Annotated in this window: 18 protein-coding genes; 11 read left to right on the forward strand and 7 right to left on the reverse strand. The window is 69.5% G+C overall.

The window, feature by feature from the left end:
• The first annotated feature begins 46 nt into the window (after nucleotides 1-46).
• The 8 genes from ACVMK0_RS09380 to ACVMK0_RS09415 all read left to right on the forward strand — a co-directional run bounded on the left by ACVMK0_RS09380 (nucleotide 47) and on the right by ACVMK0_RS09415 (nucleotide 13,323).
• Nucleotides 47-1,654 (forward strand): carboxyl transferase domain-containing protein, encoded by a 1,608-nt coding sequence (locus tag ACVMK0_RS09380; protein WP_476463629.1) that lies wholly within the window; start codon nucleotides 47-49, stop codon nucleotides 1,652-1,654.
• Between the two features lie 13 nt (nucleotides 1,655-1,667).
• Nucleotides 1,668-2,447 (forward strand): enoyl-CoA hydratase/isomerase family protein, encoded by a 780-nt coding sequence (locus tag ACVMK0_RS09385; RefSeq protein WP_476463630.1) that lies wholly within the window; start codon nucleotides 1,668-1,670, stop codon nucleotides 2,445-2,447.
• 11 nt (nucleotides 2,448-2,458) lie between these two features.
• Nucleotides 2,459-4,555, forward strand: a complete 2,097-nt coding sequence (locus ACVMK0_RS09390) for an acetyl/propionyl/methylcrotonyl-CoA carboxylase subunit alpha (RefSeq protein WP_476463631.1) — start codon at nucleotides 2,459-2,461, stop codon at nucleotides 4,553-4,555.
• Between the two features lie 28 nt (nucleotides 4,556-4,583).
• Nucleotides 4,584-5,501 carry a hydroxymethylglutaryl-CoA lyase gene (locus ACVMK0_RS09395; protein ID WP_476463632.1) on the forward strand — a complete coding sequence of 306 codons (918 nt, stop codon included), beginning with the start codon at nucleotides 4,584-4,586 and terminating at the stop codon, nucleotides 5,499-5,501.
• A gap of 52 nt (nucleotides 5,502-5,553) precedes the next feature.
• A complete protein-coding gene (locus ACVMK0_RS09400) occupies nucleotides 5,554-5,910 on the forward strand; it encodes a DUF1289 domain-containing protein (RefSeq protein ID WP_476463633.1) in 357 nt (118 codons plus the stop codon).
• A gap of 44 nt (nucleotides 5,911-5,954) precedes the next feature.
• Nucleotides 5,955-6,392: a universal stress protein gene (locus ACVMK0_RS09405; protein WP_476463634.1), complete on the forward strand. Its 438-nt coding sequence runs from the start codon at nucleotides 5,955-5,957 to the stop codon at nucleotides 6,390-6,392.
• 348 nt (nucleotides 6,393-6,740) lie between these two features.
• Nucleotides 6,741-12,914 carry an excinuclease ABC subunit UvrA gene (locus tag ACVMK0_RS09410; protein WP_476464677.1) on the forward strand — a complete coding sequence of 2,058 codons (6,174 nt, stop codon included), beginning with the start codon at nucleotides 6,741-6,743 and terminating at the stop codon, nucleotides 12,912-12,914.
• Nucleotides 12,915-12,963: 49 nt separating this feature from the next.
• Complete coding sequence (locus ACVMK0_RS09415) at nucleotides 12,964-13,323, forward strand: hypothetical protein (protein ID WP_045536622.1); 360 nt, start codon at nucleotides 12,964-12,966, stop codon at nucleotides 13,321-13,323.
• Here ACVMK0_RS09415 and ACVMK0_RS09420 read toward each other — a convergent pair.
• The 3 genes from ACVMK0_RS09420 to ACVMK0_RS09430 form a co-directional block, all read right to left on the reverse strand.
• Nucleotides 13,317-13,685 carry a hypothetical protein gene (locus ACVMK0_RS09420; RefSeq protein ID WP_045536624.1) on the reverse strand — a complete coding sequence of 123 codons (369 nt, stop codon included), beginning with the start codon at nucleotides 13,683-13,685 and terminating at the stop codon, nucleotides 13,317-13,319. The two genes, ACVMK0_RS09415 and ACVMK0_RS09420, sit on opposite strands and share 7 nt — an antisense overlap.
• Nucleotides 13,686-13,723: 38 nt before the next feature.
• On the reverse strand, nucleotides 13,724-14,920 hold the full coding sequence (locus tag ACVMK0_RS09425; protein WP_231851194.1) for a DesA family fatty acid desaturase: 1,197 nt from the start codon (nucleotides 14,918-14,920) through the stop codon (nucleotides 13,724-13,726).
• 186 nt (nucleotides 14,921-15,106) lie between these two features.
• Nucleotides 15,107-16,549 carry an RsmB/NOP family class I SAM-dependent RNA methyltransferase gene (locus ACVMK0_RS09430; RefSeq protein WP_476463635.1) on the reverse strand — a complete coding sequence of 481 codons (1,443 nt, stop codon included), beginning with the start codon at nucleotides 16,547-16,549 and terminating at the stop codon, nucleotides 15,107-15,109.
• A gap of 54 nt (nucleotides 16,550-16,603) precedes the next feature.
• On the opposite strand from ACVMK0_RS09430, the gene ACVMK0_RS09435 reads away from it, so the two are divergent.
• Nucleotides 16,604-17,548 carry an MOSC domain-containing protein gene (locus ACVMK0_RS09435; RefSeq protein ID WP_476463636.1) on the forward strand — a complete coding sequence of 315 codons (945 nt, stop codon included), beginning with the start codon at nucleotides 16,604-16,606 and terminating at the stop codon, nucleotides 17,546-17,548.
• Between the two features lie 81 nt (nucleotides 17,549-17,629).
• Here the strand turns inward: ACVMK0_RS09435 and ACVMK0_RS09440 are convergent, their stop codons facing one another.
• Entirely contained in the window at nucleotides 17,630-18,628 is a 999-nt protein-coding gene (locus ACVMK0_RS09440; protein WP_052468490.1) for an HD-GYP domain-containing protein, read from the reverse strand.
• A gap of 116 nt (nucleotides 18,629-18,744) precedes the next feature.
• On the opposite strand from ACVMK0_RS09440, the gene ychF reads away from it, so the two are divergent.
• A complete protein-coding gene (ychF, locus tag ACVMK0_RS09445) occupies nucleotides 18,745-19,839 on the forward strand; it encodes a redox-regulated ATPase YchF (protein WP_476463637.1) in 1,095 nt (364 codons plus the stop codon).
• On the opposite strand, the gene ACVMK0_RS09450 is transcribed toward ychF, so the two are convergent.
• From ACVMK0_RS09450 to asd, 3 genes are all read right to left on the reverse strand, one after another.
• Nucleotides 19,836-22,937 (reverse strand): efflux RND transporter permease subunit, encoded by a 3,102-nt coding sequence (locus ACVMK0_RS09450; protein ID WP_476463638.1) that lies wholly within the window; start codon nucleotides 22,935-22,937, stop codon nucleotides 19,836-19,838. The two genes, ychF and ACVMK0_RS09450, sit on opposite strands and share 4 nt — an antisense overlap.
• Entirely contained in the window at nucleotides 22,934-24,013 is a 1,080-nt protein-coding gene (locus ACVMK0_RS09455) for an efflux RND transporter periplasmic adaptor subunit (RefSeq protein WP_476463639.1), read from the reverse strand. The genes ACVMK0_RS09450 and ACVMK0_RS09455 overlap by 4 nt, the downstream gene beginning before the upstream one ends.
• A gap of 110 nt (nucleotides 24,014-24,123) precedes the next feature.
• A complete protein-coding gene (gene asd / locus ACVMK0_RS09460; protein WP_476463640.1) occupies nucleotides 24,124-25,023 on the reverse strand; it encodes an archaetidylserine decarboxylase in 900 nt (299 codons plus the stop codon).
• Between the two features lie 154 nt (nucleotides 25,024-25,177).
• Here asd and ACVMK0_RS09465 point away from each other — a divergent pair, with 154 nt between their 5' ends.
• A complete protein-coding gene (locus ACVMK0_RS09465) occupies nucleotides 25,178-26,365 on the forward strand; it encodes an AAA family ATPase (RefSeq protein ID WP_250960927.1) in 1,188 nt (395 codons plus the stop codon).
• Nucleotides 26,366-26,384 lie beyond the last annotated feature (19 nt).

The following is a 26,384-nucleotide window of genomic DNA, read 5'->3' on the forward strand; positions in this document are numbered from 1 at the left end:
GCCTCTCGGTGCACAATGGGGGCTTAAAAAGTTAGGAGACGCCCCGATGACCGTTTTGGAGACTAGGCTCAAAAACCGCAGCGCCGAGTTTTTGGCCAATCAAGAATCCATGCTCGCCCTGGTGGCCGATTTGCGCCAGCGGCTGGAGCAGATCGCGCAGGGCGGCGGCGCGGCGGCGCGCGCCAAGCACACCGCCCGCGGCAAGCTGCTGCCACGCGAGCGCGTGCAAACCCTGCTCGACCCCGGCACCCCGTTTCTGGAGCTGGCGCCGCTGGCCGCGCTCGATGTCTATGACAACGACGCCCCCTGCGCCGGCCTGATCACCGGCATCGGCCGCGTGGCCGGCATCGAGTGCATGGTGGTGTGCAACGACGCCACCGTCAAGGGCGGCACCTACTACCCGCTGACGGTCAAAAAACACCTGCGCGCGCAAGAAATCGCACAGCAAAACCGCCTGCCCTGCATCTATCTGGTGGATTCGGGCGGCGCCAACCTGCCCAACCAAGACGAGGTGTTCCCAGACCGGGACCACTTTGGCCGCATTTTCTACAACCAGGCGCAGATGAGCGCGCAGGGCATCGCGCAGATCGCGGTGGTGATGGGCTCGTGCACCGCCGGCGGCGCCTACGTGCCGGCGATGAGCGACGAATCCATCATCGTGCAAAACCAGGGCACCATCTTTTTGGGCGGGCCGCCGCTGGTGAAGGCCGCCACCGGCGAGGTGGTGAGCGCCGAAGACTTGGGCGGCGGCGACGTGCACGCACGCCTGTCGGGCGTGGCCGACCACCTGGCGCAAAACGATCTGCACGCGCTGGCGCTGGCGCGGCAAGCGGTGGCGCACCTGGGGCGGCGCAAGCAACCCGAGGCGGTGCTGCGCACGCCGCAGCCGCCGCGCTACCCGGCCACCGATCTGCACGGCATCGTGCCCACCGACACGCGCAAGCCCTTTGATGTGCGCGAGATCATCGCCCGCCTTGTGGACGGCTCCGAATTCCACGAATTCAAGGCCCTGTACGGCAGCACGCTGGTCTGCGGCTTTGCCCACATCGAGGGCATGCCGGTGGGCATCGTGGCCAACAACGGCATCTTGTTCAGCGAATCGGCGCAAAAGGGCGCGCACTTCATCGAACTGTGCTGCCAGCGCAAGGTGCCGCTGGTGTTTTTGCAAAACATCACCGGCTTCATGGTGGGGCGCAAGGTGGAAAACGAAGGCATCGCGCGCCACGGCGCCAAGATGGTGACGGCGGTGGCCACGGCGGCGGTGCCCAAGTTCACGGTGATCATCGGCGGCAGCTTTGGCGCCGGCAACTACGGCATGTGCGGGCGCGCTTTTGGCCCGCGCTTTTTGTGGATGTGGCCCAATGCGCGCATCAGCGTCATGGGCGGCGAGCAGGCCGCCAGCGTGCTGGCCACGCTCAAGCGCGACGCCATCGAGGCCAAGGGCGGCCAATGGACGCTCGAGGACGAAGAGGCCTTCAAAGCCCCGCTGCGCCAGCAGTACGAAACCCAAGGCCACCCCTACTACGCCAGCGCGCGCCTGTGGGACGACGGCGTGATCGACCCCGCCGACACGCGCCGGGTGCTGGCGCTGGGGCTGTCGGCAGCGCTCAACGCACCCATAGCCGACACGCGCTTTGGCGTGTTTCGCATGTAAGGGGGCGCAGAGCATGGCCCACTTGCAGGTGACGGTGCGCGGTGCGCGCGCCACCGTGGTGCTGACGCGGCCCGAGCTGCGCAACGCCTTCAACGAGGAGCTGATCGCCGAGCTCAGCGCCGCTTTTCAAACCCTGGGCGCGCGCGACGACGTGCGCGCCATCGTGCTGGCGGCCGAGGGGCCGGCCTTTTGCGCCGGGGCCGATCTGCACTGGATGCGCCGCATGGCCGACTACACGCACGAGGAAAACCTGGCCGACGCCGGGCGGCTGGCGGCCATGCTGCGCGCCATACACGACTGCCCCAAGCCCACCGTGGCGCGGGTGCAGGGCGACGTGTACGCCGGCGGGATGGGGCTGGTGGCGGCCTGCGACATGGCGGTGGCGGCACAGGGCGCCCATTTTTGCCTGAGCGAAGTCAAGCTGGGCCTGATTCCGGCCACCATCGGCCCCTACGTGCAGCGCGCCATGGGCGCGCGCGCGGCGCAGCGCTACTTTTTGAGCGCCGAACGCTTCGATGCCGCCGAGGCGCTGCGCATCGGCTTTGTGCACGCCGTGGTGGCGCCCGAGGCGCTGGATGCGCGCGTCGATGAGCTCGTGGGCGCCCTGTGCGCCAACGGCCCGGCCGCCGTGCGTGCCTGCAAGCGGCTGCTGCACGACATTGCCCAAGCGCCGCTGGACGAGGCGCTGGTGGCGCGCACGGTCGAGGCCATCGCCGACATCCGCGCCAGCGCCGAAGGGCGCGAGGGCGTGCAGTCGTTCCTACAAAAACGCAAGCCCAATTGGTTGGACTGAGGACACGCAGCATGTTCAAGAAAATCCTGATCGCCAACCGCGGCGAAATCGCCTGCCGCGTGGCCGCCACTGCGCGCCGCCTCGGTGTGCAGACGGTGGCCGTATATTCCGACGCCGACGCGCAAGCCAAGCACGTAGCCGCCTGCGACGAGGCGATCCACATCGGCGGCTCGGCGCCCAAAGACAGCTACCTGCAATGGGCGCGCATCATCGCCGCCGCCCAAGCCACGGGCGCCCAAGCCATCCACCCCGGCTACGGTTTTTTGAGCGAAAACGCCGACTTTGCCCGCGCCTGCGCCGCGGCGGGCGTGGTGTTCATCGGGCCGCCGGCGGCCGCGATCGAGGCCATGGGGCTCAAGGCCGAGTCCAAGCGCCTGATGGAGCAAGCCGGCGTGCCGCTGGTGCCGGGCTACCACGGCGCCGCGCAAGACCCGGCGCTGCTGCAGCGCGAAGCCGACCGCATCGGCTACCCGGTGCTGATCAAGGCCAGCGCCGGCGGGGGCGGCAAGGGCATGCGCGCGGTCGAGTCCAGCGCCGACTTTGCCGCCGCGCTCGCCAGTTGCCAACGCGAGGCGCGCAGCAGCTTTGGCGACGACGCGGTGCTGATCGAAAAATACGTGCAGCGCCCGCGCCACATCGAAATCCAGGTGTTTGCCGACCCACACGGCCACTGCGTCTATCTGCACGAGCGCGACTGTTCGGTGCAGCGCCGGCACCAGAAGGTGCTCGAAGAAGCCCCGGCGCCGGGCCTCACCCCCACCTTGCGCCAGCAAATGGGGCAGGCTGCGGTGGCAGCGGCGCAGGCGGTGGGCTACGTGGGCGCGGGCACGGTGGAGTTCATCGTCGAGCAGGCCGACTACGCGCAGCCCGAGGCGATGCGTTTTTACTTCATGGAGATGAACACGCGCCTGCAAGTGGAGCACCCGGTGACCGAGGCCATCACCGGCGTCGATCTGGTGGAGTGGCAGCTGCGCGTGGCCGCCGGCGAGGCGCTGCTGCTGCAGCAGCACGAGCTGCGTCTGCAGGGCCACGCCATCGAGGCGCGCATCTGCGCCGAAAACCCCGACCAGCAGTTCCTGCCAGCGACCGGCACGCTGGCGGTGTACCGCAAACCGGCACACTGCGCCTTTGAGCGCGGCCCGCTGCGCTTCGACGACGGCGTGCGCGAGGGCGACGCCATCAGCCCGTTTTACGATTCGATGATCGCCAAGCTGATCGTGCACGCCGACACCCGCGAGCAGGCGCTGGCGCGGCTGGACGCGGCGCTGGCGCAGACGCACATCGTCGGGCTGGCGACCAACGTGCAATTTTTGCGCCACGTGGTGCGCAGCCCATCGTTTGCCCAAGCCCGGCTCGACACCGCCTTGATCCCGCGCGAGGCCGCGCGGCTTTTTGACCAAGACCCGGTCGGCCTGCCGCTGGCCGTGGCCGCGGCCACGGCGCAAACCCTGCTCGACGAGCGCGCCCTAGAAACCCCCGACCCCTTCAGCCGCCGCGACGGCTGGTGCAGCCACCCCAGCGCCGACGCCGCCCGGCGCCGCCTGGCCTTCGAGTACCGGGGCCAGCCGGTGGCGGCCAGCTTGGTCTATGCGCGCGACGCCAGCGTGCAGCTGTGCCTGGAGCCGCCGGCGGTGCAGGCGGCGCAGGCTGATGCCGAGGCCGCTGCGGCGGTTGCGCCCGCAGCCGCTGCAGCGGACTGCGCAGGCCCACTGCGCTTTCATGCACTGCCCGCTGGCAGCCCGTGGGCGCTGGAGCTGGGCTTTGGCGGGCACAGCAGCCGCGCCAGCGTCTATATGCTGGGCGAGCAGGTGCACATTTTTATGCCTCAGGGCGCGGCCCAGATCGTGGAGATCGACCGGCTCGCCCACGCCGGCGACCACGCCCCCGAGGGCGGCCGCCTGAGCGCCCCGATGCCGGGCAAGGTGCTGTCGTTTTGCGTGAGCGCAGGCGAAGCGGTCAAAAAAGGGCAGCCGCTGGCGCTGATGGAGGCCATGAAAATGGAGCACACCCTATCCGCCCCCGCCGACGGCACCGTGGCCGAACTGCTCTACGCCCCCGGCGACCAGGTGAGCGAAGGGGCCGAGCTGCTGCGCTTCGTGCCCGCCTGAGCTGCATCCACCCTTATCGGAGCCGCGCATGAACCTCCCCCCCAAAGTGCATCTGGTCGAAGTCGGGCCGCGCGACGGGCTGCAAAACGAGGCCCAAGCGCTGCCCGCTGCGGTCAAGATCGAGCTGGTGCAGCGGCTGCAGGCGGCCGGTTTGCGCCACATCGAAGTCACCAGCTACGTCAGCCCCAAGTGGGTGCCGCAGATGGCCGACAACCACGCCGTGATGGCCGGCCTGGTGCGCCAGAGCGGCGTGCGCTACGCCGTGCTGGTGCCCAACCTCAAGGGCCTAGAGGCGGCGCTGCCCGACCGGCCCGACGAGATCGTGGTTTTTGGCTCGGCCAGCGAAGCCTTTAGCCAGAAAAACATCAACTGCAGCGTGGCCGAGAGCATCGAGCGCTTTGCGCCGGTGGTGCAAGCCGCGCGCGCCGCCGGCATTTTTGTGCGCGGCGCCATGAGCTGCACCGTGGGCTGCCCCTACGAGGGCGAGGTGGCGCCGCAGCAGGTGGGACAGCTGGCGCGCTTGATGAAAAGCATCGGGGTGCAGCACGTGGGCGTGGCCGACACCACCGGCGTGGGCACGCCGCTCAAGGTGCAGCGCGCCTTCGAGGCCACCTTGCAGCATTACGCGCTGCACGAGGTGAGCGGCCACTTCCACGACACCTACGGTCAGGCGCTGGCCAACACGCTGGCGGCGCTGCAGCTGGGGGTGGCGCAGTTCGATGCCTCGGTGGCCGGCTTGGGCGGCTGCCCCTACGCCCGCGGGGCCAGCGGCAACGTGGCCACCGAAGACCTGGTCTATCTGCTGCACGGCATGGGGGTGCACACCGGCGTCGATCTCGAGGCGCTGGTCGATGCCGGCGCGTACATCAGCGCCGCACTCGGGCGCCCCAGCGGCTCGCGGGTGGCACGGGCGCTGCTGGCGCGGCGCGCAGCGGGCAGTGCCTAGGGCCAAATACCCCCTCTGCGCCTAGGCGGGTGCTTGGCGCTACCATGCGCCCATGAGCGCCCCCGCCACCGCCCCCGCCTGCGACCCCGCCACCGACCCAGCCACCGACCCAGCCACCGATCCTGCCTCCCCATCGGCCACCGCCACCGCGCCGCGCCGCCCCGATCTGGCTGCGGCGCTGCGCGCGGCCCGCGCCGGCCACGGCCTGCCCTCGCCTTGCGTCGGCGTCTGCCGCATGGACGCCGCCAGCGGCCTGTGCCTGGGCTGCTGGCGCACGCTGGACGAAATCGCGCGCTGGGGCACGGCCAGCGCCGCCGAGCAGCTGGTGTGCTGGCAACGCATCGGGCAGCGCCTGGCGCAATCAGCCAGCGACCCGGCAACCAGCCCAGCACCGCCCCAGCTTGGTTAAGATGATGGCCCCGCCGTGCAAACGGCTCAACGCATGGAGTCGCGATGTTCAAAAAAATCCTGGTGCCCTCTGATGGCTCCAAACTGGCGCATGGTGCGGCCGAATTTGCCGCCGCTCTGGCCAAGGTGCACGGGGCCTCGGTGGTCGGGCTGTACGTGATCGACCCCTTCCCCTACATCGGCATCGGCGACGCCTCGGCCGCCGGCCTGCAAGCCTACATGGGCGAAGCGCAAGCCGCCGCCGACCGCGCGCTGGGCGATATTCAGAGCTGCTGCGAAGCGCAGGGCGTGGCGTTTGCCGCCGACACCATCGAGCGCAACAGCACCTACGAAGGCATCTTGGAAACCGCGCAAGACGAAGGCTGCGACCTGATCGTCATGGGCTCGCACGGCCGCACCGGCGTCAAGGCGCTGATACTGGGCAGCGTGGCGCAAAAAGTGCTCACCTACGCCAAGGTGCCGGTGCTGATCGTCAAGCCCTAAGCGCTTGCAAGGCCCTTGCTGCCGCCCGAACCCGTGCCGCCCGCGCCCGAAGGGCTGATCCGCATTCGCGGGGCGCGCCAGCACAACCTCAAAAACCTCGACCTCGATCTGCGCACCGGCGAGCTGACGGTGGTCACCGGGCCGAGCGGGTCGGGCAAATCCAGCCTGGTGTTCGACACCCTGTACGCCGAGGGGCAGCGCCGCTACGTCGAGACCTTCAGCGCCTACGCGCGCCAGTTCCTCGACCGCATGGACCGCCCGGCGGTCGATCGGGTCGAGGGCGTGCCGCCGGCCATCGCCATCGACCAGAGCAACCCGGTGCGCAACTCGCGCTCCACCGTGGGCACGATGAGCGAGCTCAACGACCACCTCAAGCTGCTCTATGCGCGCGCAGCGCAGCTTTACGACCGCCAGACGGCGCTGCCGGTGCGCGCCGACCACCCCGACACCCTCTACGCCGAGCTGCTGCGCCGCAGCGCGCAAGAGCACGCCCGCACGGGGCAAGAGCCGCGCCTGCTGCTCACTTTCCCGGTGCAGCTGCCGGCCAGCAGCAGCGCGCAAGAGGTGGAGCAGTGGCTCAGCGCCAGCGGCTACACCCGGGTGCTGGGGCAGCGCCAGCAGGCCGGCAGCGACCCCGACAGCGCGCCGGTGCAGGTGCTCGACGTGGTGGCCGACCGGCTGCTGCTCAGCCGCGCCGAGCGCGCGCGCGTGCTCGAGGCCATCGAGCGCTGCCTGCAGCACGGCGCCGGGCGCTTGAACGTCTATCTGCAAGATGCCCCGAGTGCAGACAGCGCGCCTTTGGCACCTAGAGCCTCTGCCTCGGACTCGGCCGCGGACTCGCCCACCCTTTCGGACGCATCCGCTGCGCCCACGGTGTGGCGTTTTTCCACGGGGCTGCACTGCCCCGAGAGCGATTTGCGCTACGCCGAGCCGCTGCCGGCGCATTTTTCTTTCAACTCGGCGCTGGGCGCCTGCCCCAGCTGCCGCGGTTTTGGCCGCGTCATTGGCATCGACTGGGGGCTGGTGATCCCGGACGAAAAACGCACCCTGCGCGCCGGCGCCATCAAACCGATCCAGACCCCGGCCTACCAAGAATGCCAAGACGAGCTGCTGCTCCACGCCGAGGCGGCCGGCATCCCGCGCGACACGCCTTGGATGCACCTGAGCCCGGCGCAGCGCCACTGGGTGCTCGAAGGCGACCCCGGCTGGCGCGGCGACTGGAAGCGCCAGTGGTACGGCATCCGGCGCTTTTTCGACTACCTCGAGAGCAAGGCCTACAAGATGCACATTCGGGTGCTGCTGTCGAAATACCGCAGCTACACCGAATGCCCGGCCTGCCAAGGGGCGCGCCTCAAGCCCGAGGGCCTGCTGTGGCGCCTGGGCAGCCAAGCCGACGCCGACGCGGTATTGCCACCCGAACAGCGTTTCATGCCGCCCGGCGTGGCCTGGAGCCGCGCCCAACTCGAAGCCCTGCCGGGGCTGTGTCTGCACGACCTGATGCGCCTGCCGCTGCAGCGTTTGCGGGTGTTTTTTGCGCGGCTGGCGGGGTCGCGGACTGGCTTTGTTGCGGGTGGGGGCGCTGCCGCGACTGGGGGGGTGGCGGGTTCGTCAGTCGCAGGCTCCGATTCCTCACCCGCCACCCCCCCAGCCACGGAAGCGCCCATCCTCGGGGCGGCGGGCTCGTTTACTTCTGGTTCCGATTCCTCTGCCGCTTCCTCCCCGGCTGCGGCAGCGCCTCATGGCGCGCCCGCGCTCAAGCTGCTGCTCGACGAAATTTGCACCCGGCTGCAATACCTGTGCGAGGTCGGGCTGGGCTACCTGACGCTGGATCGGCAAAGCCGCACCCTGAGCGGCGGCGAGGTGCAGCGCATCAACCTGACCACGGCGCTGGGCTCCTCGCTGGTCAACACCCTGTTCGTTCTCGACGAGCCCAGCATCGGGCTGCACCCACGCGACATGGGGCGCATTCTGCAAGCCATGCAGCGCCTGCGCGACGCCGGCAACACCCTGGTGGTGGTGGAGCACGACCCGGCGCTCATGCTCGCCGCCGACCGCGTCATCGACATGGGCCCCGGCCCCGGCGCGCGCGGCGGCCAGATTGTGTTTGACGGCCCGCCCAGCGCCCTGGGCCACGCCGACACCCTCACCGGCGCCTACTTGGGCGGGCGCAAGCAGGTGGGTTTTGGCTTCAAGCGCATGGTCACGGCCAGCACGCCGCGGTTGCAGCTGCGCGGCGTGCGCGCCCACAATTTGCAGGCGATCGACGTCGATTTTCCGCTGCAGCGCCTGGTCTGCGTCACGGGCGTGAGCGGCAGCGGCAAATCGACCCTGATTCAGGACGTGCTGGCGCCTGCGCTGCAGCGCCATTTTGGCCAGCCCACCGATGCGCCGCTGGCGCACGATGCCCTGCTGGGGGCCGAGCGCTTGAGCGCGGTGGTGTTCATCGACCAGTCGCCGATCGGCAAGACGGCGCGCTCCAACCCCGCCAGCTACCTTGGCGCTTGGGGCGCCCTGCGCGCGCTGCTGGCGGCGCAACCGCTGGCGCGCCAGCGCGGCTACACCGCCGCCAAGTTCAGCTTCAACGGCGGCGACGGGCGCTGCCCGGGCTGCGGCGGCAGCGGTTTCGAGCGCGTCGAGATGCAGTTTTTGAGCGACGTCTATCTGCGCTGCCCCGATTGCTTGGGCAAGCGCTACCGGCCCGAGGTGCTGGAAGTCTGCCTGCAGCGCGGCGGCCGCAGCCTGAACGCCGCCGACCTGCTCGAGCTCACGGTGAGCGAGGCGCTGCAACTGTTTGGTGCGGGTGCTGGCTCTGGCTCTGGCTCTGGCTCTGGCTCTGGCTCTGGCTCTGGCTCTGGCTTAGGTGTGGGTGTGGGTACAGACCACAGCACCGAGCCGCAGGCCGACCAAGCCACTGACCAAGCCACTGACCAAGCAGCCGACCAAATCGCCGCCCAGCCCGCAAACCAATCCAGCGACCCGAGCCGCCACAGCCCCCCTGCCGTTGATCCGGCCCAAGCCAAGCTGGAGCGCGCCTTTTGCGCCGCCCTGCAGCCCTTGGTGGATGTGGGACTGGAGTACCTCAAACTCGGTCAACCCGTGCCCACCCTCAGCGGTGGCGAGGCGCAGCGCCTCAAGCTAGCGGCGCACCTAGCGATCGCGGCGCAGACCGACGCAGCTACCGCCGCTGCCGCCCGGCGCCGCCCTGCCCGGCCGGGCGCGGCCACCCAGCAGCCCGCCAGCCCGGCCGCGCACACCGCGGCCGCAAGCTCCGCGACCGCAAGCTCCGCAGCCGCAAGCACCGCGACAGCGCGCACCAAAATCCCACCGCCGCTGGGGCAGTTGCTGCTGTTCGACGAGCCCACCACCGGGCTGCATTTCGACGACATCGCCAAGCTCATGCGCGCCCTGCGTAAGCTGGTGGACGCGGGCCATTCGCTGATCGTGATCGAGCACAACCTCGACGTGATCCGCGCCAGCGACTGGCTGATCGACCTCGGGCCCGACGCCGGTGCCGACGGCGGCCTGGTGGTGGCCCAAGGCCCCCCCGAAGAGGTGCGCCTGCACCCCAGCAGCCACACCGCCGCCGCCCTGCGCGCCTACGCCGAGGCTGAGGGCTTGCGCGCACAAGAGCCCCCGCCACCGTGGCTACCAAACCTCACACCAGCCGCCGCAACTCGCGACCACGCCCCGTCGATCCAGATCGTCAACGCCAAAGAGCACAACCTGAAGAACCTCTCGCTGGCCATTCCGCGCGGGCGCTTCAGCGTCATCACCGGCGTGAGCGGCTCTGGCAAATCGACGCTGGCCTTCGACATCTTGTTCAACGAGGGCCAGCGCCGCTACCTCGAAAGCCTCAACGCCTACGCGCGCAGCATCGTGCAACCGGCCGGGCGGCCCGAAGTCGATGCCGTGCACGGCATCCCGCCCACGGTGGCGATCGAGCAGCGGCTGTCGCGCGGCGGGCGCAAGTCCAGCGTCGGCACGGTGACCGAAGTCTGGCACTACCTGCGCCTGCTCTACGTCAAGCTGGGCACCCAGCACTGCGTCCACGACGACAGCCCGGTGCAGCCGCAGAGCCCGGCGGCGATCCTAGGGCAGCTGATGGGCCGCTTTCGTGGCCAGCACATCGGCTTGCTGGCGCCGCTGGTGCGCGGGCGCAAGGGCCTCTACACCGAGCTGGCCGACTGGGCGCGCCAGCGCGGCTACAGCCACCTGCGCGTCGATGGCGAGTTCGTGCCCACGCAGGGCTTCCCCAAGCTGGAGCGCTTTCGCGAGCACCAGATCGAGCTGCCGGTGGGCAGCCTCGAGGTGCAGCCCGAGCACGAGGCCGCGCTGCGCGAGCTGATCGAGTGCGCGCTCGAACACGGCAAGGGCGTGCTGCAAGTGCTCAGCGGCATCGGCGGCCCAGACGATGCCGCCCGCCCGGGCAGCTTGGCGCACGCGCTGGCGGCCGGGGGAAGCGGCGCCGGCGTGGGGCAGATCGAGGGCTACTCGACCCTGCGCGCCTGCCCGCTGTGCAGCAGCAGCTACGCCGAGCTGGATCCGCGCCTGTTTTCCTACAACAGCAAGCACGGCTGGTGCCCGGATTGCGTCGGCACCGGGGTGCAGCTGAACCGCCAGCAGCGCGCGGCGTTCGACGACAGCCGCCCGCCCGACGACGGCCAGGGCCGCGAGCAAAGCCTGAGCGAACCCGACTTCGACGACCTGAGCGACCAGCCCTGCGGCACTTGCGGCGGCAGCCGTCTGAACCCGGTGGCGCGCGCCGTGAAGTTCCAAGGCCGAACCATCACCGAGCTGGCGCGGTTGAGCGTGCACGCGCTGCACGCCTGGGTGCAGGCACTGCCCGAGGGCGGAACCCTGTCGGCGCGGGAGGCGCAGATCGCGCGCGATCTGCTGCCCGAAATTTTGGGCCGCCTGCGGTTTTTGCAGCAAGTCGGGCTGGGCTACCTGGCGCTGGAGCGCGGCGCACCAACGCTGAGCGGTGGCGAGGCGCAGCGCATCCGGCTGGCGGCACAGCTCGGCTCCAGTCTGCAAGGGGTGTGTTATGTGCTGGATGAGCCGACCATCGGCCTACACCCGCGCGACAACCGAATTTTGCTCGATGCCCTGCAACAGCTCGGCCGCCAAGGCAACACGCTGGTGGTGGTGGAGCACGACGAGGACACCATACGCCGCGCCGAGCACCTGATCGACATCGGCCCGGGCGCCGGGGTGCGCGGCGGCCAGGTGGTGGCCCAAGGCACCGTGGCCGACCTGATGGCCGCCCCCGATTCGCAAACCGGGCGCTACCTGCTACACGCCATGCGCCATCCGCTGCAGGCGCGGCGGTGGGTGGCCTCAGTCACACGTTCCGATTCCTTGCCGGCCCCCACCCCCAGCCCACCCGGCGCAACAGGCGGCCTCACCGCGCACGCTGATTCCTTGCCGGCCACCGACTGGCTGCTGGTCAAGGGGGCGCAGCGCCACAACCTGCAGCAGCTCACGCTGCAGCTGCCGCTGCGGCGGCTGGTGGCGGTCACGGGGGTGAGTGGGTCTGGCAAGTCCACGCTGGCGCGCGAGGTCTTGCTGGCCAACGCCGCCAGCGCGGTGCAGCTGCGCAGCACGCAGGCCGGGCGGCGCGCTTGGGACGCGGGCGAGCGCCCGGCTTGGCAGGGCTGCCAGGCGCTGATCGGCTGCGAAAGCATCGAGCGCGTGCTCGAAGTCGATCAAACCCCGATCGGCAAAACGCCGCGCTCCTGCCCCGCGACCTACATCGGCTTTTGGGACACCATCCGCAAGCTCTACGCCGACACGCTGGAAGCGCGGGCGCGCGGCTACGGGCCGGCGCGCTTTTCCTTCAACACCGGCGCCGGCCGCTGCCCGCACTGCGAGGGGCAAGGCTTGCGCACCATCGCCATGAGCTTTTTGCCCGACGTGAAGCTGCCGTGCGAGGTCTGCCACGGCGCGCGCTTCAACCCCGACACGCTGGCCGTGAGCTGGCGCGGCCGCAGCATCGCCGAGGTGCTGCGCATGGAGGTCGATCAGGCGCTGGATTTCTTTGCCGCCATGCCGGCCATCGCCCAGCCGCTGCAACTGCTGCACGACGTGGGGCTGGGCTACCTGACGCTGGGCCAGCCCTCGCCCACGCTCTCGGGTGGCGAGGCGCAGCGGCTCAAGCTGGTGACCGAGCTGAGCAAGGTGCGCCACGATCTGACGCGCCGCGGCCTCAAAATCCCGCACACCCTGTACGTGCTCGACGAACCCACGGTGGGGCTGCACATGGCCGATGTGGAGCGCCTGATCCGCGTGCTGCACCGGCTGGTGGATGGCGGCCATAGCGTGCTGGTGATCGAGCACGACCTGGACCTGATCGCCGAAGCCGACTGGGTGCTGGACCTCGGCCCCGAAGGCGGGCAAGATGGCGGCCGCTTGGTGGCGCAAGGCACCCCAGAAGACCTGGTGTGCCAAGGCAGCCACACCGGCATCGCCTTGGCGCCGGTGCTGGCGCGCGGCGCGGCGCCACCTCCGCGGGCCACGGCCTGAGCTCCAAGCTCCAAGCCCTGAGCCCGCAGCGCACCAAAGGCCACCGCCCATGCCCAAGCACTGGCAGCTGCTGCAGGTCGAACCGCAGGCACCGGCCAAGCCTGCCCTAGGCCAGCCCTGCAACGGCTGCGGCCTGTGTTGCCTGGCTGAGCCGTGTCCGCTGGGCATGGTGCTCAGCTTGCGCGTGCGCGGCGCCTGCCGCTTGTTGCGCTGGGAAGCGGGGCAGCAGCGCTACCGCTGCGGCGCCATCTTGGCCAGCAGCGCCGGGCACGACCACACCCAGTCAGACCAAGCCAGCGCAGCCCCCCTGAGCCTGTGGGCGCGCCTGTGGAACCGCTTGGCGCGGCGCTGGATCGCTGCCGGCAGCGGCTGCGATGCCACGTTTGAACCCCTCAACCCGCCTCAGTAAGCCTGCCAAGCCAGCATCACCAGCCCCAGCGTGAGCAAGCCGCCGCCGGCCACCAGCCAGCGGCTGCGCTTGCGCAAGCGCTCGACTTGATCGATCAGGCGCGCGTTTTGTTCGGCCAAATCGGCGTTGGTCTGTGCCAGTTGGGCCTGATCGGCTTGCATTTGGTGAAACAGCTCCTCGAGCACCTGCAGGCGCTCGTGCGGCGTGCCGTTGCCCGTGGGCACGGGGTTGACGCTGGCCGCGCTGGAGCCCGAGCGGCTTTTGTCCAGAAAACGGCGCGCGCCGGCGAGCACCTTGGGCGCGTGCTCGATCACGTCGCCCCAAGGCACCAGTTTCAAGGCCAGCAGCCACGGAAAACCCATTGCATCGACTCCTTCAGTGCGGTGTGCGGCGTGCAGCCTCAAGCGGCCAGCGCGGGCGCGGGATGCAGGGCGCGCAAGCGCTCGGAGAACTCGCGCAGCGCCGCTATGCCGCTGGCCTCGGCGCGCTGGCACCAAGCGTGCAAATCCTGCGCCAGCTGCTCGCGCGAGCGCGCGGTGTTGTTCCAGAGCAAGCGCAGTTCTTCGCGCATGGCGTGCATCTGCGCCAGCGTCGGGTGCTGGGCGCGCACCTGCTGCACCTGGGCTTGGTGCTGCGGCGGCACCTGCGCGTCGTCGCGGTGCAGCCAGCGCCGCACCGCGCGCAGCGCCGAGGCGTCGGAGCGCCGGGCTTGCAGGCCGGCGAGCTCGGCCGCCACAGCGGCGCGCATCTGCTGCGCGTAGGCGGCCATGACCTCGTAGCGGTGCGCGATCAGGGCTTCGAGCGTGTCGGCGTCGGCCACGGGCCGCACGGCACCAAAGGCCGGCTTGGGCGGCGTCTTGCGCGCCCGGGCCAAGCCCAGCGCCGACAGCGCGCGGATGTAGGCCCAGCCGAGGTCGAACTCGTAGGGCTTGACCGAGAACTTGGCCGACGTTGGATAGGTGTGGTGGTTGTTGTGCAGCTCCTCGCCGCCGATCACAATGCCCCACGGCGAGACGTTGGCGCTGGCGTCGGGCGACTCAAAATTGCGGTAGCCCCAGTAGTGGCCGATGCCGTTGACCACGCCAGCGGCCCAGAACGGAATCCAGACCATCTGCATGGCCCACAGCGCCAGCCCCAGCGCCCCGAACAGCGACACGTAGAGCAGCAGCATGAGCACGATGCCGACCTGCGGCCAGCGGCTGTAGAGCCGGCGCTCGATCCAGTCGTCTGGGGTGCCGTGGCCGTAGCGCGCCAGCGTGTCGGGGTTTTGCGCTTCGGCGCGGTACAGCTCAGCCCCTTGCCAGAACACCTTTTTGATGCCGAACACCACCGGGCTGTGCGGGTCGCCCACCTGCTCGCATTTGGCGTGGTGCTTGCGGTGGATGGCGGTCCAGTCTTTGGTTTTCATGCCGGTGCTGAGCCAGAGCCAGAAGCGAAAACCATGCGCCAGCGCCGGATGCAGGTCGAGGGCGCGGTGCGCCGAGTGGCGGTGCAGGTACAAGGTGACGCTGACGATGGTCAGGTGCGTGCACACCAAGCCCAGCAGCAGCGCCTGCCACCACGCCGCCCCGGTGAGGCCATGGACCAGAAAATGCAAGGACGCGCCCCAAAACGATTCAATCGACACCGCAAACCTTTCAAACAACGGCCACCAACACACCGCCCGTACACCAGACAGAAACAGCCCACTCTGCGCCAGCACAGCTGGCCAGCGCACGCGATGGCCCAGCCGGACCAAGTGTAGGATTCTAGAACCCGCGCCGGCGTTCCCCGGATATTTTGTTTAATCCCGGCGCTGCCAGACGGCGGCAAAAAAACCGTCGCAGCCGTGCCGGTGCGGCCACAGGCGCAAGTAGGGGCCGCGGCAGAGCTGCTGCGCACCTTCCACGCCGCAGCGCGCCAAGATGGGCGCCGCCGGCAGGGCCTCGAAGCCGGGTTCGGCTTGGCTGAAAGCCGCCGCAACGGCTTCGTTTTCGGCGCGCAGCAGGCTGCAGGTGGCATAGACCAGCCGCCCGCCGGGCTTGAGCAGACGCGCCGCCGCCGCCAAGATGCGGCCTTGCAACTCGGCCAGCCGCGCCACGTCGGACGGGCTCTGGCGCCACATCAGATCGGGCTGGCGCCGCAGCGTGCCCAAGCCGGTGCAGGGCGCATCCACCAGCACCCGGTCGGCCTTGCCCGCCAGCCGCTGCAAGCGCTGGTCGTGCTCGTGGGCCAGCGCCAGCGTGTGCACGGCGTCGATGCCGCTGCGCGCCAACCGCGGCTTGAGGGCATCGAGCCGGTGCGCCGAGGTGTCGAAGGCGTACAGGCGGCCGGTGTTGCGCAGCAAGGCGCCTAGGGCCAGCGTCTTGCCGCCGGCGCCGGCGCAAAAGTCGATCACCGTCTCGAGGCGCTTGGGCTCGAGCAGCAGCGCCAGCAGCTGCGCGCCCTCGTCTTGCACCTCGATTTGGCCCTCGCTCCAAGCCGCCAGCCGCTGCAGCGCGGGCTTGCCCTCCAGCCGGATGCCCCAGGGCGAGTGCGGCGTGGCGGTGGCCTGCAAGCCGGCCTCTTGCAGCAGCGCCAGCACGGCGGGGCGCTTGGCTTTGAGCAGGTTGACGCGCACGTCCAGCGTCGCCGGCTGGCGCAAGGCCTGTGCGGCGGCTTGGAATTCTGCTTCTGCTTCTGCTTCTGCTTCTGCTTCTGCTTCTGCTGCCTCTGCCTCTGCCTCTGGCTCCACTGCCGCCTCGGATTCGGGCTGGCCCAGCACCGCACCCGCGCGCTGCAGCCGCAGTTCCGCGCGCAGCGCCTCGGCCAGCCAATCGGGCAGGCCGTGGCGGCAGGCGGGCGGTGCGCTGGCATCGAGCTGGCGCGCCAGCGCCTGCGTGCGCCAATCCCACTCTTCGAGCGTGCAGGCGGCTTGCAGGCGCTCGGGCGGGCCGGTCCAAGCCAGCAGCAGCAGCGCGCGCGTTTGCGCCGTGCCTTGCGGCTGCGCGGCGTGGTTGGGGCGCTGCGGGCGCGCCGGGCGCTCCTGCTGCGGCGTGCGCCCCGGGTGGCTCGCCGCCAGCCACTGCAGGCGCGGGCGGTCGCGCAGCACGGCAAACACCGCGTCGGCCAGCAGGGCGCGCTCGCGGCTGCCCAGCGCGCCTTGCTGGCGAAAAAACTCGGCCACGGTGGCGTCGGCCGGGTGTTCAAAACGCAGCACGCGGCTCAGCAGTGCGCTGCCCAATTCCAACAAAGTGTGAGGATGCATATTGCCGGCTATTGTCGGCTATTGGACAATGTTGCACTTTAGCGAGCTACGCCCATGACCCAGCCCCCCTACACCGAAACGCCGCTGCCCCTGACGATCGAACAGCTCTGGGTCTATCCCATCAAATCCTGTGCCGGGGTGCGGCTGGCGCAAGCCGAGCTGCTGCCCACCGGGCTGCTCTGGGACCGCACCTGGATGGTGGTCGATCAGCGCGGCGAATTCCTGTCGCAACGCGAGCTGCCGCGGCTGGCGCTGGTGCGGCCGCGCTTCAGGCTCGGGCAGCTCGAGCTGCAGGCGCCGGGCATGTTGTCGCTCCATCTGGCGCTGGATGCGGCCGAAGCGCCGTGCAGGGTGCGGGTCTGGGACGACGAACTCGACGCCTACGACATGGGCGACGTGGCGGCGCAGTGGTTCAGCGATTTTTTGCTCGCCGATCGGCCCCAGCTCGGGCTTCGGTTGCGGCTGGTGCGCTTCGACCCGGATTGCGTGCGGCCTTCGGATGTGCGCTGGACCGGCGGCATTCAGGCCCCCAACACCTTCAGCGACGGCCACCCGCTGCTGCTGCTGAGCGCGGCGGCGCTGGACGAACTCAACCAGCGCCGGCGCCTGCTCGGGCAAGAAGCGCTGGGGGTGGAGCGCTTTCGCCCCAACCTGCTGCTGGGCGGCTTGCAGGCGCACGACGAAGACCGGCTGGCCGAACTGCGTTTTCCTGTGGCGACCCGCGCCGGCGTGGGCACCGCCAGCGCAACAAGCAGCGAAACAGCCGAAGTCTGGCTGCAACCGGTAAAGCCCTGCGCGCGCTGCTCCATCCCCGACGTCGATCCGGCCACCGGCATCGAGCAAGGCGACGCGGTGAGCAGCCTGTTGCACAGCTACCGCCAAGACCGGCGGCTGCTGGGCGCGGTCACCTTTGGCATGAACGCGATCGTGCGCCAGGGCGCGGGCTTGACGTTGCACGAGGGCATGCCCGGCTACGGGCGCTGGGGCGCGTGGCAGTAAGCGGCCGGCCCTGCGGCCACCCCAGCCACACCCCAGCCACACCCCAGCCACACCCCAACCACACCCCAACCACCCCAGCGTTCAAATGCGCTTGAGCAGGCGCGCCAGATCGAGCCGGATGCGCAGATCCTCGGGCGCCACCGGGGCCGTGATGGCGTACAGGGGCAGTTGGGTGTCGCGCTTGACCGGGATGCTCAGCAGCATGCCGTCGGGCCCGGTGATGGCCAACGCGAGCGGGGCGTTGACCTTGGCCCCGCGCCGCACCACCAGCGCCGTCTCACCGGTTTTGAGCCGCACCAAGGTACCGGGCGGGTACATGCCGAACTGCTTCACAAAGCAAGCACCCAGCGGGCTGGCGCTGGCTTCAGCCTCGAGGTACAGGTTGCCCACCACCACCTTGGGCCACATGCCGCGCCGGGTGCTGCGCGGGCTGATGCGCGCCACGAACAGATCGCTCAGGCGCAGCAACTGCTGCCCCAGATCGAGCTCGGTTTTCTGGCTCGGGTAACCGCTGCCGTCGGGCGCTTCGTGGTGGTCTTGCACCCAGCGCAACCAGTCGGCGTCGGTCACGCCCAAGGCGCGCAGCAGGGCCGCCGAGTCGCTCGGGTGGGCGCTGATTTTTTCGCGCTGGTAGGCCGTGGTCTGCTGTGCCTGGGTGGCCAGCAGGTCTTGCAGCTCGGCCATGGCGATGTTCATGGTCAGGGCCGCGCGCAGCAGCGCGCCGCGCTGCGGCTCCTCGATCGGCAGCAGCGGCGCCACCAGCAGACAGGCGCTGGCTGCGAGCAAGGCGTGGGTGGCGCAGTAGCCGTATTGCCGATCCGAGAGCATTTGCACCAGCACCAGCAGGCTGTCGTCGGGCCGGTTTTGCAGCGTCAGGCGCAGCCCGGTTTCGATGAAGGTCAAGCGGCGCGCGAAATCATGCGCCTGCGCGCCCTCGAGCAGCAGCGCCGCCAGCCGCCGGCGCAGCGCCGGCATGGCCTCGACCGGGTCTGGGTCGATCTGCAGGCGCACATCGGGCAGCATCGGCTCCAGGGCAGCGGGCAGCTCCCAGAGGCTGGGGTCGTGCGGGTCGAGCGGCATGGCGCAAAAAAATCCCGGTAAAGGAAAAAGCGGGGCAGCGGGGACAGAGGGAGTCTGGCAGGCTGGCGGCACCGGTAAAATCGGCGGCTTCTGTTTTTTGTCATTTTAGGGCTTCCATGAGTCTCAAGTGCGGCATCGTCGGTTTGCCCAACGTCGGCAAATCCACCCTCTTCAACGCCCTGACGCAGGCCGGCATCGCGGCCGAGAACTACCCTTTTTGCACCATCGAGCCCAACGTCGGCGTGGTCGAGGTGCCCGACGCGCGCCTGCAGCAGCTGGCGGCCATCGTCAAGCCCGAGCGCATCGTGCCGGCGATCGTCGAATTCGTGGACATCGCCGGTCTGGTGGCCGGCGCCAGCCAAGGCGAGGGCTTGGGCAACCAGTTTCTGGCCCACATCCGCGAGACCGATGCCTTGGTCAACGTGGTGCGCTGCTTCGAAGACCCGAACGTGATCCACGTCGCCGGCCGCGTCGATCCGGTGGCCGACATCGAAGTCATCCAGACCGAGCTCTGCCTGGCCGACCTGGGCACGGTGGACAAAGCGCTGCAGCGCGCCAGCAAAGCCGCCCGCAGCGGCAACGACAAAGACGCCGCCCGGCTGCTGGCGCTGCTGGGCCCGGTGCAGGCCGCACTCAACCAAGGCCAGCCGGTGCGCGCGCTGGCGCTGAGCGCCGACGACCAGGCGCTGCTCAAGCCGCTGTGCCTGATCACCGCCAAACCGGCCATGTTCGTGGGCAACGTATCCGACGACGGCTTCGAAAACAACCCCTTGCTGGCCAAGCTGCAAGCCTACGCCGCGACGCAAAACGCGCCGGTGGTGGCCATTTGCGCCAAGATCGAGGCCGAACTGGCCGAGATGGAGCCCGCCGACCGCCTCGTCTTTCTGCAAGAAATGGGGCAAGACGAACCGGGCCTGAACCGGCTCATCCGCGCCGGCTTCAAACTGCTGGGCCTGCAGACCTACTTCACCGCCGGCCCCAAAGAGGTGCGCGCCTGGACCGTGCGCATCGGCGCCACGGCACCGCAGGCAGCGGGCGTGATCCACGGCGACTTCGAGCGCGGCTTCATCCGCGCCCAGACCATCGCCTTCGACGACTACCTGGCCTGCAACGGCGAGCAAGGCGCCAAAGACGCCGGCAAAATGCGCGCCGAAGGCAAAGACTACCTCGTGCGCGACGGCGACGTGATGAATTTTTTGTTTAACGTCTAAGCCTTCGCAACCGGCGCCGCAGACGGCGGCGGCGCGTGGCCGATGCGCAGCCATAGCGCGTACAGCGCGGGCACGTAGAGCAAGGTGATGGCGGTGCCCACCGCCACGCCGCCGATCAGCACGTAGGCCAGCGGGCCCCAGAAGCTGTCGAAGGTCAGGGGCACGAAGGCCAGCGCGGCAGCGAGCGCGGTCAGGATCACCGGGCGCGCGCGCTGCACCGCGGCTTCCACCACCGCCGCCTCGGCCTCGAGTCCGTCGTGGAAGTTGTCCTGCACCTGCTGCGTCAGGATCATGGTGTTGCGCATCAAAATGCCCGCCAGCCCGATCAGCCCCAGCAGCGCCACGAAGCCAAAGGGCTGCGCAAACAGCAGCAGCGCCAGCACCGCCCCCACCAGCCCCAGCGGGGCCGTGGCCACGACCACGAAGGTGCCGGAAAAAGAGCGCATCTGCAGCATGATGAAGATCAGCATCAGCGCCACCATGAGCGGGAACAGTTGCTGGATCGACTGGTTGGCCAGCCCGGCGCGCTCCACCGAACCGCCGATGTCGATGCGGTAGCCCGGCGGCAATTCGGCGCGCAGCGCGGCCATTTGCTGCCACAACTCTTCGGTGACGGTCGGCGGTTGCGCCCCGCGCACGTCGGCCTGCACCGCCAGGAAGGGCTCGCGGTTGAGCCGGCGCAGCAGCGGTTCCTCGTGGCGCAGCTCGAAGCGGCCGATCTGCGCCAGCGGCACCAAGCGGCCGTCGAGGCTGCGGATTTCGATCTGCTCGGGCAACAAGGGGCTGCCGTCGCGGGCGCCGCGGGCCTGCACCTGCACCGTGCGCGTGCCCAGCCGCAGTTCGCTCACCACCACGCCATCGAGCTGGAACTGGAGCTGTTGCTTGAGCTCGCGCGGCGTCAGGCCGAGCAGGCGCAGGCGCTGCGCGTCGAGTTCGAGCTGCAGCACCAAGGCGCGCTCATCCCAGTCGAGCTGGGTGTTGAGGGTGTGCGGGTGCGCCTGCATGATGCCCTGCACCTGCTGTGCGATGGCGCGCAGTTGCTGTGGCTCTGGCCCGACGATGCGAAAGCTCACCGGCCACGGCACCGGGGGGCCAAACAGCAGCCGCGACACGCGCAGCCGCGCCTCGGGAAACTCGCCGGCCTCGATGCGCGCCTGCAGATCGGCCATGATGCGCTCGCGCGCCGCCGCATCGGCCCCGATGGCCAGCAGCTTGGCAAAGGCCGGGTTGGGCTGCTCGGGGTTGGCGGAGATGAAAAACCGCGGCGCACCGGCCCCCACGTAGGCCGAGAGCGAACGCACGTCGGGGTGGTTGACCAGCAGCGCTTCGAGGCGGCGCACGGTGGCGTCGGTCTGGGCGATCGGGCTGCCTTGGGGCAGTTGCACGCTGATCAGCACCTCGGGCCGGTCGGAGCCGGGAAAAAACTGCTTTTGCACCAGGTTCGCCATGGCCCAGGCGCTGAGCAACAGCAGCAAAAGCGTAACCGCGACCACGCTCTTGCGCCAGCTCACACAGGCCGTGATGAGCGCACGCAGGCGCTGGTAACCGCGGCTCTGGTAGTGCGCGCTGCCGCCGTGGCCGCCGCCCGGGCCACCCGGGCCGCCATGGGGCTGGGCTTGCGCCAACAGCTTGATGCCTAGGTAGGGTGTGAACACCACCGCCACCAGCCACGAAGCCAGCAGCGCGTAGGCCAGCACCCAAAAGATGTTGCCGGCGTACTCGCCCACCCCCGACTGGGCAAAGCCGATCGGCACGAAACCGGCCACCGTCACCAGGGTGCCAAACAGCATCGGGGCGGCGGTGGCGTTCCAGGCGTGGGTGGCGGCGCGCACGCGATCCCAGCCCTGCTCCATTTTGACGATCATCATCTCGATGGCGATGATGGCGTCATCGACCAACAGCCCCAGCGCAATGATCAGGGCCCCAAGCGTGATGCGGTCTAGGTTGATGCCGGTGAACTTCATCAGCATAAAGGTCAGGCCCAGCGTCAGCGGGATCGCAATCCCCACCACCAGCCCGGCGCGCCAGCCGATCGCCAGCATGCTCACCACCATCACCACCGCCATGGCGGCCAGAAATTTTTTCTGGAACAGATCGACCGCCTGCGTGATGGCGTCGGTCTGGTTGGTGAGCACGCGCAGCTCCATGCCCAGCGGCAGCTCGGCCTGCTGCAGGCGCACAAAGTCGGCCAGGCGGGCGCCGAAAGCCAGCCCGTTTTCGCCTTTTTGCATCACCACGCCCAGCAGCACGGCATCCTGCCCGTGGGCGCGCACCAGGTAGCTGGGCGGCTCCTCGTGGCCTAGGCGCACCTGCGCCACGTCCTGCAATTGCAGCAGCCGCCCGCCCACGCGCAGCGGCACGCGTTCGAGCTGCTGCGCATCGGTCAGCTCGGCGGGCAGGCGCAGCAGCACGCGCGCGCCCTGCAGCTCCAGCGCGCCCGCCGGCAGCAACTGCAGCTGGGCGTCGATGGCCTCGAATACCGCCTGCGGCGCCAGGCCGAGTTGGTGCAGGCGCGCGAGGTCGAAATCGATGAACACGCGCTGCGGCCGCTCGCCCAGCAGCAGCGCCTTTTGCAGGCCCGGCAAGGCCTGCAGGCGGTCGCGCAAGGTGTCGGCGCTGCGTGCGAGTTCAGGCAGGGGCAGCCCGGGGGCGCTGAGCGCGATCAGGGCGAAATACACGTCGCCGAAATCGTCGTTGATCAACGGGCCGACGACCCCGCGCGGCAGCCGGGGCGCTTCGTCGCTCATGCGCTGGCGCACCTCGTCGAACAGCTCGGGCACCAGCGCACTCGGGGTGTAGTCTTGGAACTCGACCTGCAGATCGACCCGCCCGGGCCGGATGGTGCTCTCGATGCGGTACAGGTTCTGCACTTCCTGGATGCGTTTTTCGAGCCGGTCGGCCACTTGGGATCGCATCTCTTCGGCCGTGGCACCGGGCCAGAGCGCCGAAACCATCATGGTGCGCACCGTGAACGAGGGGTCCTCGGCGCGCCCGAGCGAGAGGAAGGCGTAGAGGCCGCCCAGCACCGCGATCAGGATGAAAAACAGCGTGACGGCGCGTTCGCGCACCGCCAGCGCCGACAGGTTGGGAAAGCTCACCGTGGCAACTCCCGCACCGCCAGCCCCGGGCTGAGGCGGTGCGTGCCCAGCGCCACCACCGCCTCACCGGCCGCCAGCGGGCTGCTGACGTGGGCGTGGGTGGCGTCGATGCGGTGCACGCGCACCGGCACCGGCTGCGCCCGGCCCTCGGCCACGCGCCACAGCTGCGCACCGCCGCCGCGTTCGTCCAGCGCCCCCAGCGGCACGCGCTGCAGCGCCGCCTCGGCGGTGGCCGCGTGGCCTTCGGGCTGCAGCGCCACGCGCACCACCGCCCCCAAGGGCCAAACCGCCGGGTCGAGCGCGCCCACGATGCGGTAGCGCGCGCGCCAGGTGCGGCTGAGCGGGTCGGCCGCGCCGGCCACTTCACGCAACTGCAGCGGCTGGCGCGCGCCGTCGGGCAACACGGCATAACCCGTGCGCGGCGCGTTCAGGCCTTGGGGCAAAAACAGCTCGATCTCGCGCTCACCCGCGTGCGCCAGCGTGCCCACGCTCTGGCCAGCAGCCAGCACTTGGCCGGGTTCGGCGCTGAGGTCGAGCAGCACCCCGGCCGCCGGGGCGCGCAACTGCGTGTGCTGGCGCAGGTTGCGCGCCACCGCCGTCTGGCTGCGCGCCGCCTGCACGCGGGCAACGGCCTCGCGCAGCGCCAGCTCGAAGCGCTCTAGGGTTTGCGCGCTCACAAAGCCTTGCGCCACGAGCTGGCGCTGGCGCTCCAGCTCGCGCTCGGCATGGCGCTGCGCCGCTTCGGCGCTGGCCAGTTGCGCCGCCGCGCTGGCTTCGTTGGCCAGCAGGTCGTGCGCGTCCAGCGTCAGCAGGGTCTGGCCGGCGCTCACGTGTTGGCCGGCCTGCACCGGCCGCGTCAGCACCCGGCCGCCCACCTGCAAAGCCAGCGGCGTTTCGTGGCGCGCCCGCAGCGTGCCCGAAAACTGGCGCTCGCCCGGTGCCGAGGCCTCGATCGGCACCGTTTTCACCCACGGCGGTGGGGCTTCGGCAGCGGGCGCAGCGGGGCCTTGGCAGGCCGTCAAAAAAACGAGGGTCGTCAAGCTGAGCAACGCGGCCCGTAGCGTGTAGGCAGTCATGGCATCCCGATTGTTGGTGTGACCCCGCTGCGCCGACGGGGTCGAGAGCGGCCCATTATAGTGGCCTTCGTACCCCTGGGTGCATCTAAAGCGCTGCCCTAGGCGCGCCCTCATACAACCCAATCGGCCATCTGCTGCCCCAGCCGCACCGGCTGGTCGGCCGCCCAGCTTGGGTTCCAGCGCAACAAGCCGGGCGGGAACAGCAGCACCACGGTCGAGCCCAGCAAAAAGCGCCCCATCTCGGCGCCACGCTCGAGCTCGATCGCGCGCTCCTCGTAGCGCCAGTCTTGCAGCAGGCCCGGGCGCGGCGGGTTGACCACGCCGTGCCAAGCGGTGGCCATGCTGCCGACGATGGTGGCCCCCACCAGCACCAGCGCAAAGTCGAAGCGCCGCCCGGCGTGCGCGCCCTCGAACACGCAGACCACGCGCTCGTTGCGCGCAAACAGGCCCGGCACGGTGCGCGCCGTGGCCGGGTTGACTGAAAACAGCGCTCCCGGCACATGGATCATGCGTTTCAGGCGCCCGGCGCAGGGCATGTGGATGCGGTGGTAGTCGCGCGGGCTCAGGTACAGGGTGGCGAACTCGCCGTGCTCGAAGCCGGCCGCCAGCTGCGCGTCGCCGCCCAGCAGCGCGATGCTGCGGTAGTGCTGACCCTTGGCCTGGAAGATGCGGTCGCCCTCGATACGGCCCAGCTGGCTCACGGCGCCATCGACCGGGCACAACAGCCCCGATTCGGCCAGCGGCCGCACCCCGGGCTTGAGGGCGCGGGTGAAAAAGTCGTTGAAGGTGGCGTAGGCGCCAAAGTCGGGCTGCAGCGCCTCGCTCATGTCCACGCGGTAGCGCGCGGCAAAGCGGCGCATCGCCCACTGCGTGGCGGCACCGAGTGGGCGCCGCGCCAAGGCGCCGGCCAGTTCGGTCAGGGCCTGCTTGGGCAAGGCGTACTGCAGCCATGCGTGGTGCGGGGCCAGTGCCGCTTGCAGTTGGCCGGGCTGGGCATGGGGATTGGGCATGGGGCGCTCAGGGTCAAAGGACGGAATTCTAAGCCCGGCCAAGAAGGCAGGGGGACACCTACCGCCCAAGCGGTGGCTCCATCCGTACAATCGCGGGCTTTACATCTAATTATCCATGGCGGATAATTATCCGGCAATCAACCTTGGAGATAACATGTCCGACACCACCGGCCTTTTCCATCGAGAGACCTACGCCGCCCAAATGGCCGAGCAGTTGCTCAACCCCGGCCCGCTGGACGAAAGCACCCGCTCGGGCGTTTTTCTCTCGGGCATCCGCCGGGTGGGCAAGACCACCTTTTTGAGGCAAGACCTCATCCCCGCGCTCGAAACCCGGGGCGCGCTGGTCATCTACGTGGACCTCTGGGTCGACCGCACCAAAAACCCGTCGGCCCTGGTTCACGAAGCCGTGCGCAACACGCTGCGCCAACTGCAGACGCCGGGCTCCGGTCTGCTGCAACGCTTCAAGGGACTCAACCTGGGTGCGGCGGGTTTCAGTTTTGGTTTCCAGCTCGACGACGTCGGCCAGCCCGGTGGCGCCACGCTAGCCCAAGCCTTTGAAGAGCTGGTCAACACCGCCCATATTAACGTCGTGCTGATCGTGGACGAAGTGCAGCAGACCCTTGGGACAGAAGAAGGCTTTGCCCTACTGCACGCGCTCAAGGCCGCGCGCGACGCCGTCAACGCCAGGCCCGGCATGCCGGGTCGTTTACTCTTCATCGGCACCGGTTCGCACAAATCGCTGCTCGCCGACATGACCTCGCGCCGCGCCCAGCCCTTTGCCGGCGCTCACTTGGTGTCTTACCTGGTGCTGGACCGCGAATTTGTGCAGTGGCAGTTGCAGCGCATCGCAGCCACCCCCGGCGTGGTGCTGCCCAGCCTAGACACCGCCTGGCAAGGCTTCCAGACCATGGGCCACCGGCCCGAAGAGCTGCTCAAGGCACTGCGGCAGCTACAGCAAGCCCACGGCACCGACCCGGACACCGCCTTGCGCATCATCTGCGCCACCCTAGCCGACGCAGCGGCCGACGTGGAACTCAAGGCGGTGGAGGAATTCGGCGAACTCGGCAAAGCCGTGTTCGAGCGCATTGCCACCGGCCCGGAAGACGGCGCCACCGGCCTCTTCGGCGTCGACGCCCTGGCCGCCTACGCCGACCGCACCAGCAGCGTCGTGGAAACCTCGCAGGTGCAAAACATCGTGGACAAGATGGTCAGCGCCAACCTGATCCTGCGCCCAACGCACGGCAAATACACCGTGGCCGACCCCTTTGTGCGCAAAGTCTGGCGCGACAAGCTGGCGCAGTTGGCGCAGTTGGCGCAGCCCCCAAAGGCCGACCTGACCTGACGCGGCCCTACAGACCAGC

The sequence above is a fragment of the Serpentinimonas sp. SSL01 genome, assembly GCF_056323735.1.

Coding starts and splice junctions, on each gene's coding strand:
- ACVMK0_RS09440 (WP_052468490.1), bottom strand. CDS start 18,628: ATGCCGCTCGACCCGCACGACCCCAGCCTCTGGGAGCTGCCCGCTGCC.
- ACVMK0_RS09435 (WP_476463636.1), top strand. CDS start 16,604: ATGACCCAGCCCCCCTACACCGAAACGCCGCTGCCCCTGACGATCGAA.
- ACVMK0_RS09390 (WP_476463631.1), top strand. CDS start 2,459: ATGTTCAAGAAAATCCTGATCGCCAACCGCGGCGAAATCGCCTGCCGC.
- ACVMK0_RS09465 (WP_250960927.1), top strand. CDS start 25,178: ATGTCCGACACCACCGGCCTTTTCCATCGAGAGACCTACGCCGCCCAA.
- ACVMK0_RS09415 (WP_045536622.1), top strand. CDS start 12,964: ATGCCCAAGCACTGGCAGCTGCTGCAGGTCGAACCGCAGGCACCGGCC.
- ychF (WP_476463637.1), top strand. CDS start 18,745: ATGAGTCTCAAGTGCGGCATCGTCGGTTTGCCCAACGTCGGCAAATCC.
- ACVMK0_RS09385 (WP_476463630.1), top strand. CDS start 1,668: ATGGCCCACTTGCAGGTGACGGTGCGCGGTGCGCGCGCCACCGTGGTG.
- ACVMK0_RS09430 (WP_476463635.1), bottom strand. CDS start 16,549: ATGCATCCTCACACTTTGTTGGAATTGGGCAGCGCACTGCTGAGCCGC.
- ACVMK0_RS09455 (WP_476463639.1), bottom strand. CDS start 24,013: ATGACTGCCTACACGCTACGGGCCGCGTTGCTCAGCTTGACGACCCTC.
- ACVMK0_RS09400 (WP_476463633.1), top strand. CDS start 5,554: ATGAGCGCCCCCGCCACCGCCCCCGCCTGCGACCCCGCCACCGACCCA.
- ACVMK0_RS09410 (WP_476464677.1), top strand. CDS start 6,741: ATGAGCGAGCTCAACGACCACCTCAAGCTGCTCTATGCGCGCGCAGCG.
- ACVMK0_RS09420 (WP_045536624.1), bottom strand. CDS start 13,685: ATGGGTTTTCCGTGGCTGCTGGCCTTGAAACTGGTGCCTTGGGGCGAC.
- ACVMK0_RS09405 (WP_476463634.1), top strand. CDS start 5,955: ATGTTCAAAAAAATCCTGGTGCCCTCTGATGGCTCCAAACTGGCGCAT.
- ACVMK0_RS09380 (WP_476463629.1), top strand. CDS start 47: ATGACCGTTTTGGAGACTAGGCTCAAAAACCGCAGCGCCGAGTTTTTG.
- ACVMK0_RS09395 (WP_476463632.1), top strand. CDS start 4,584: ATGAACCTCCCCCCCAAAGTGCATCTGGTCGAAGTCGGGCCGCGCGAC.
- asd (WP_476463640.1), bottom strand. CDS start 25,023: ATGCCCAATCCCCATGCCCAGCCCGGCCAACTGCAAGCGGCACTGGCC.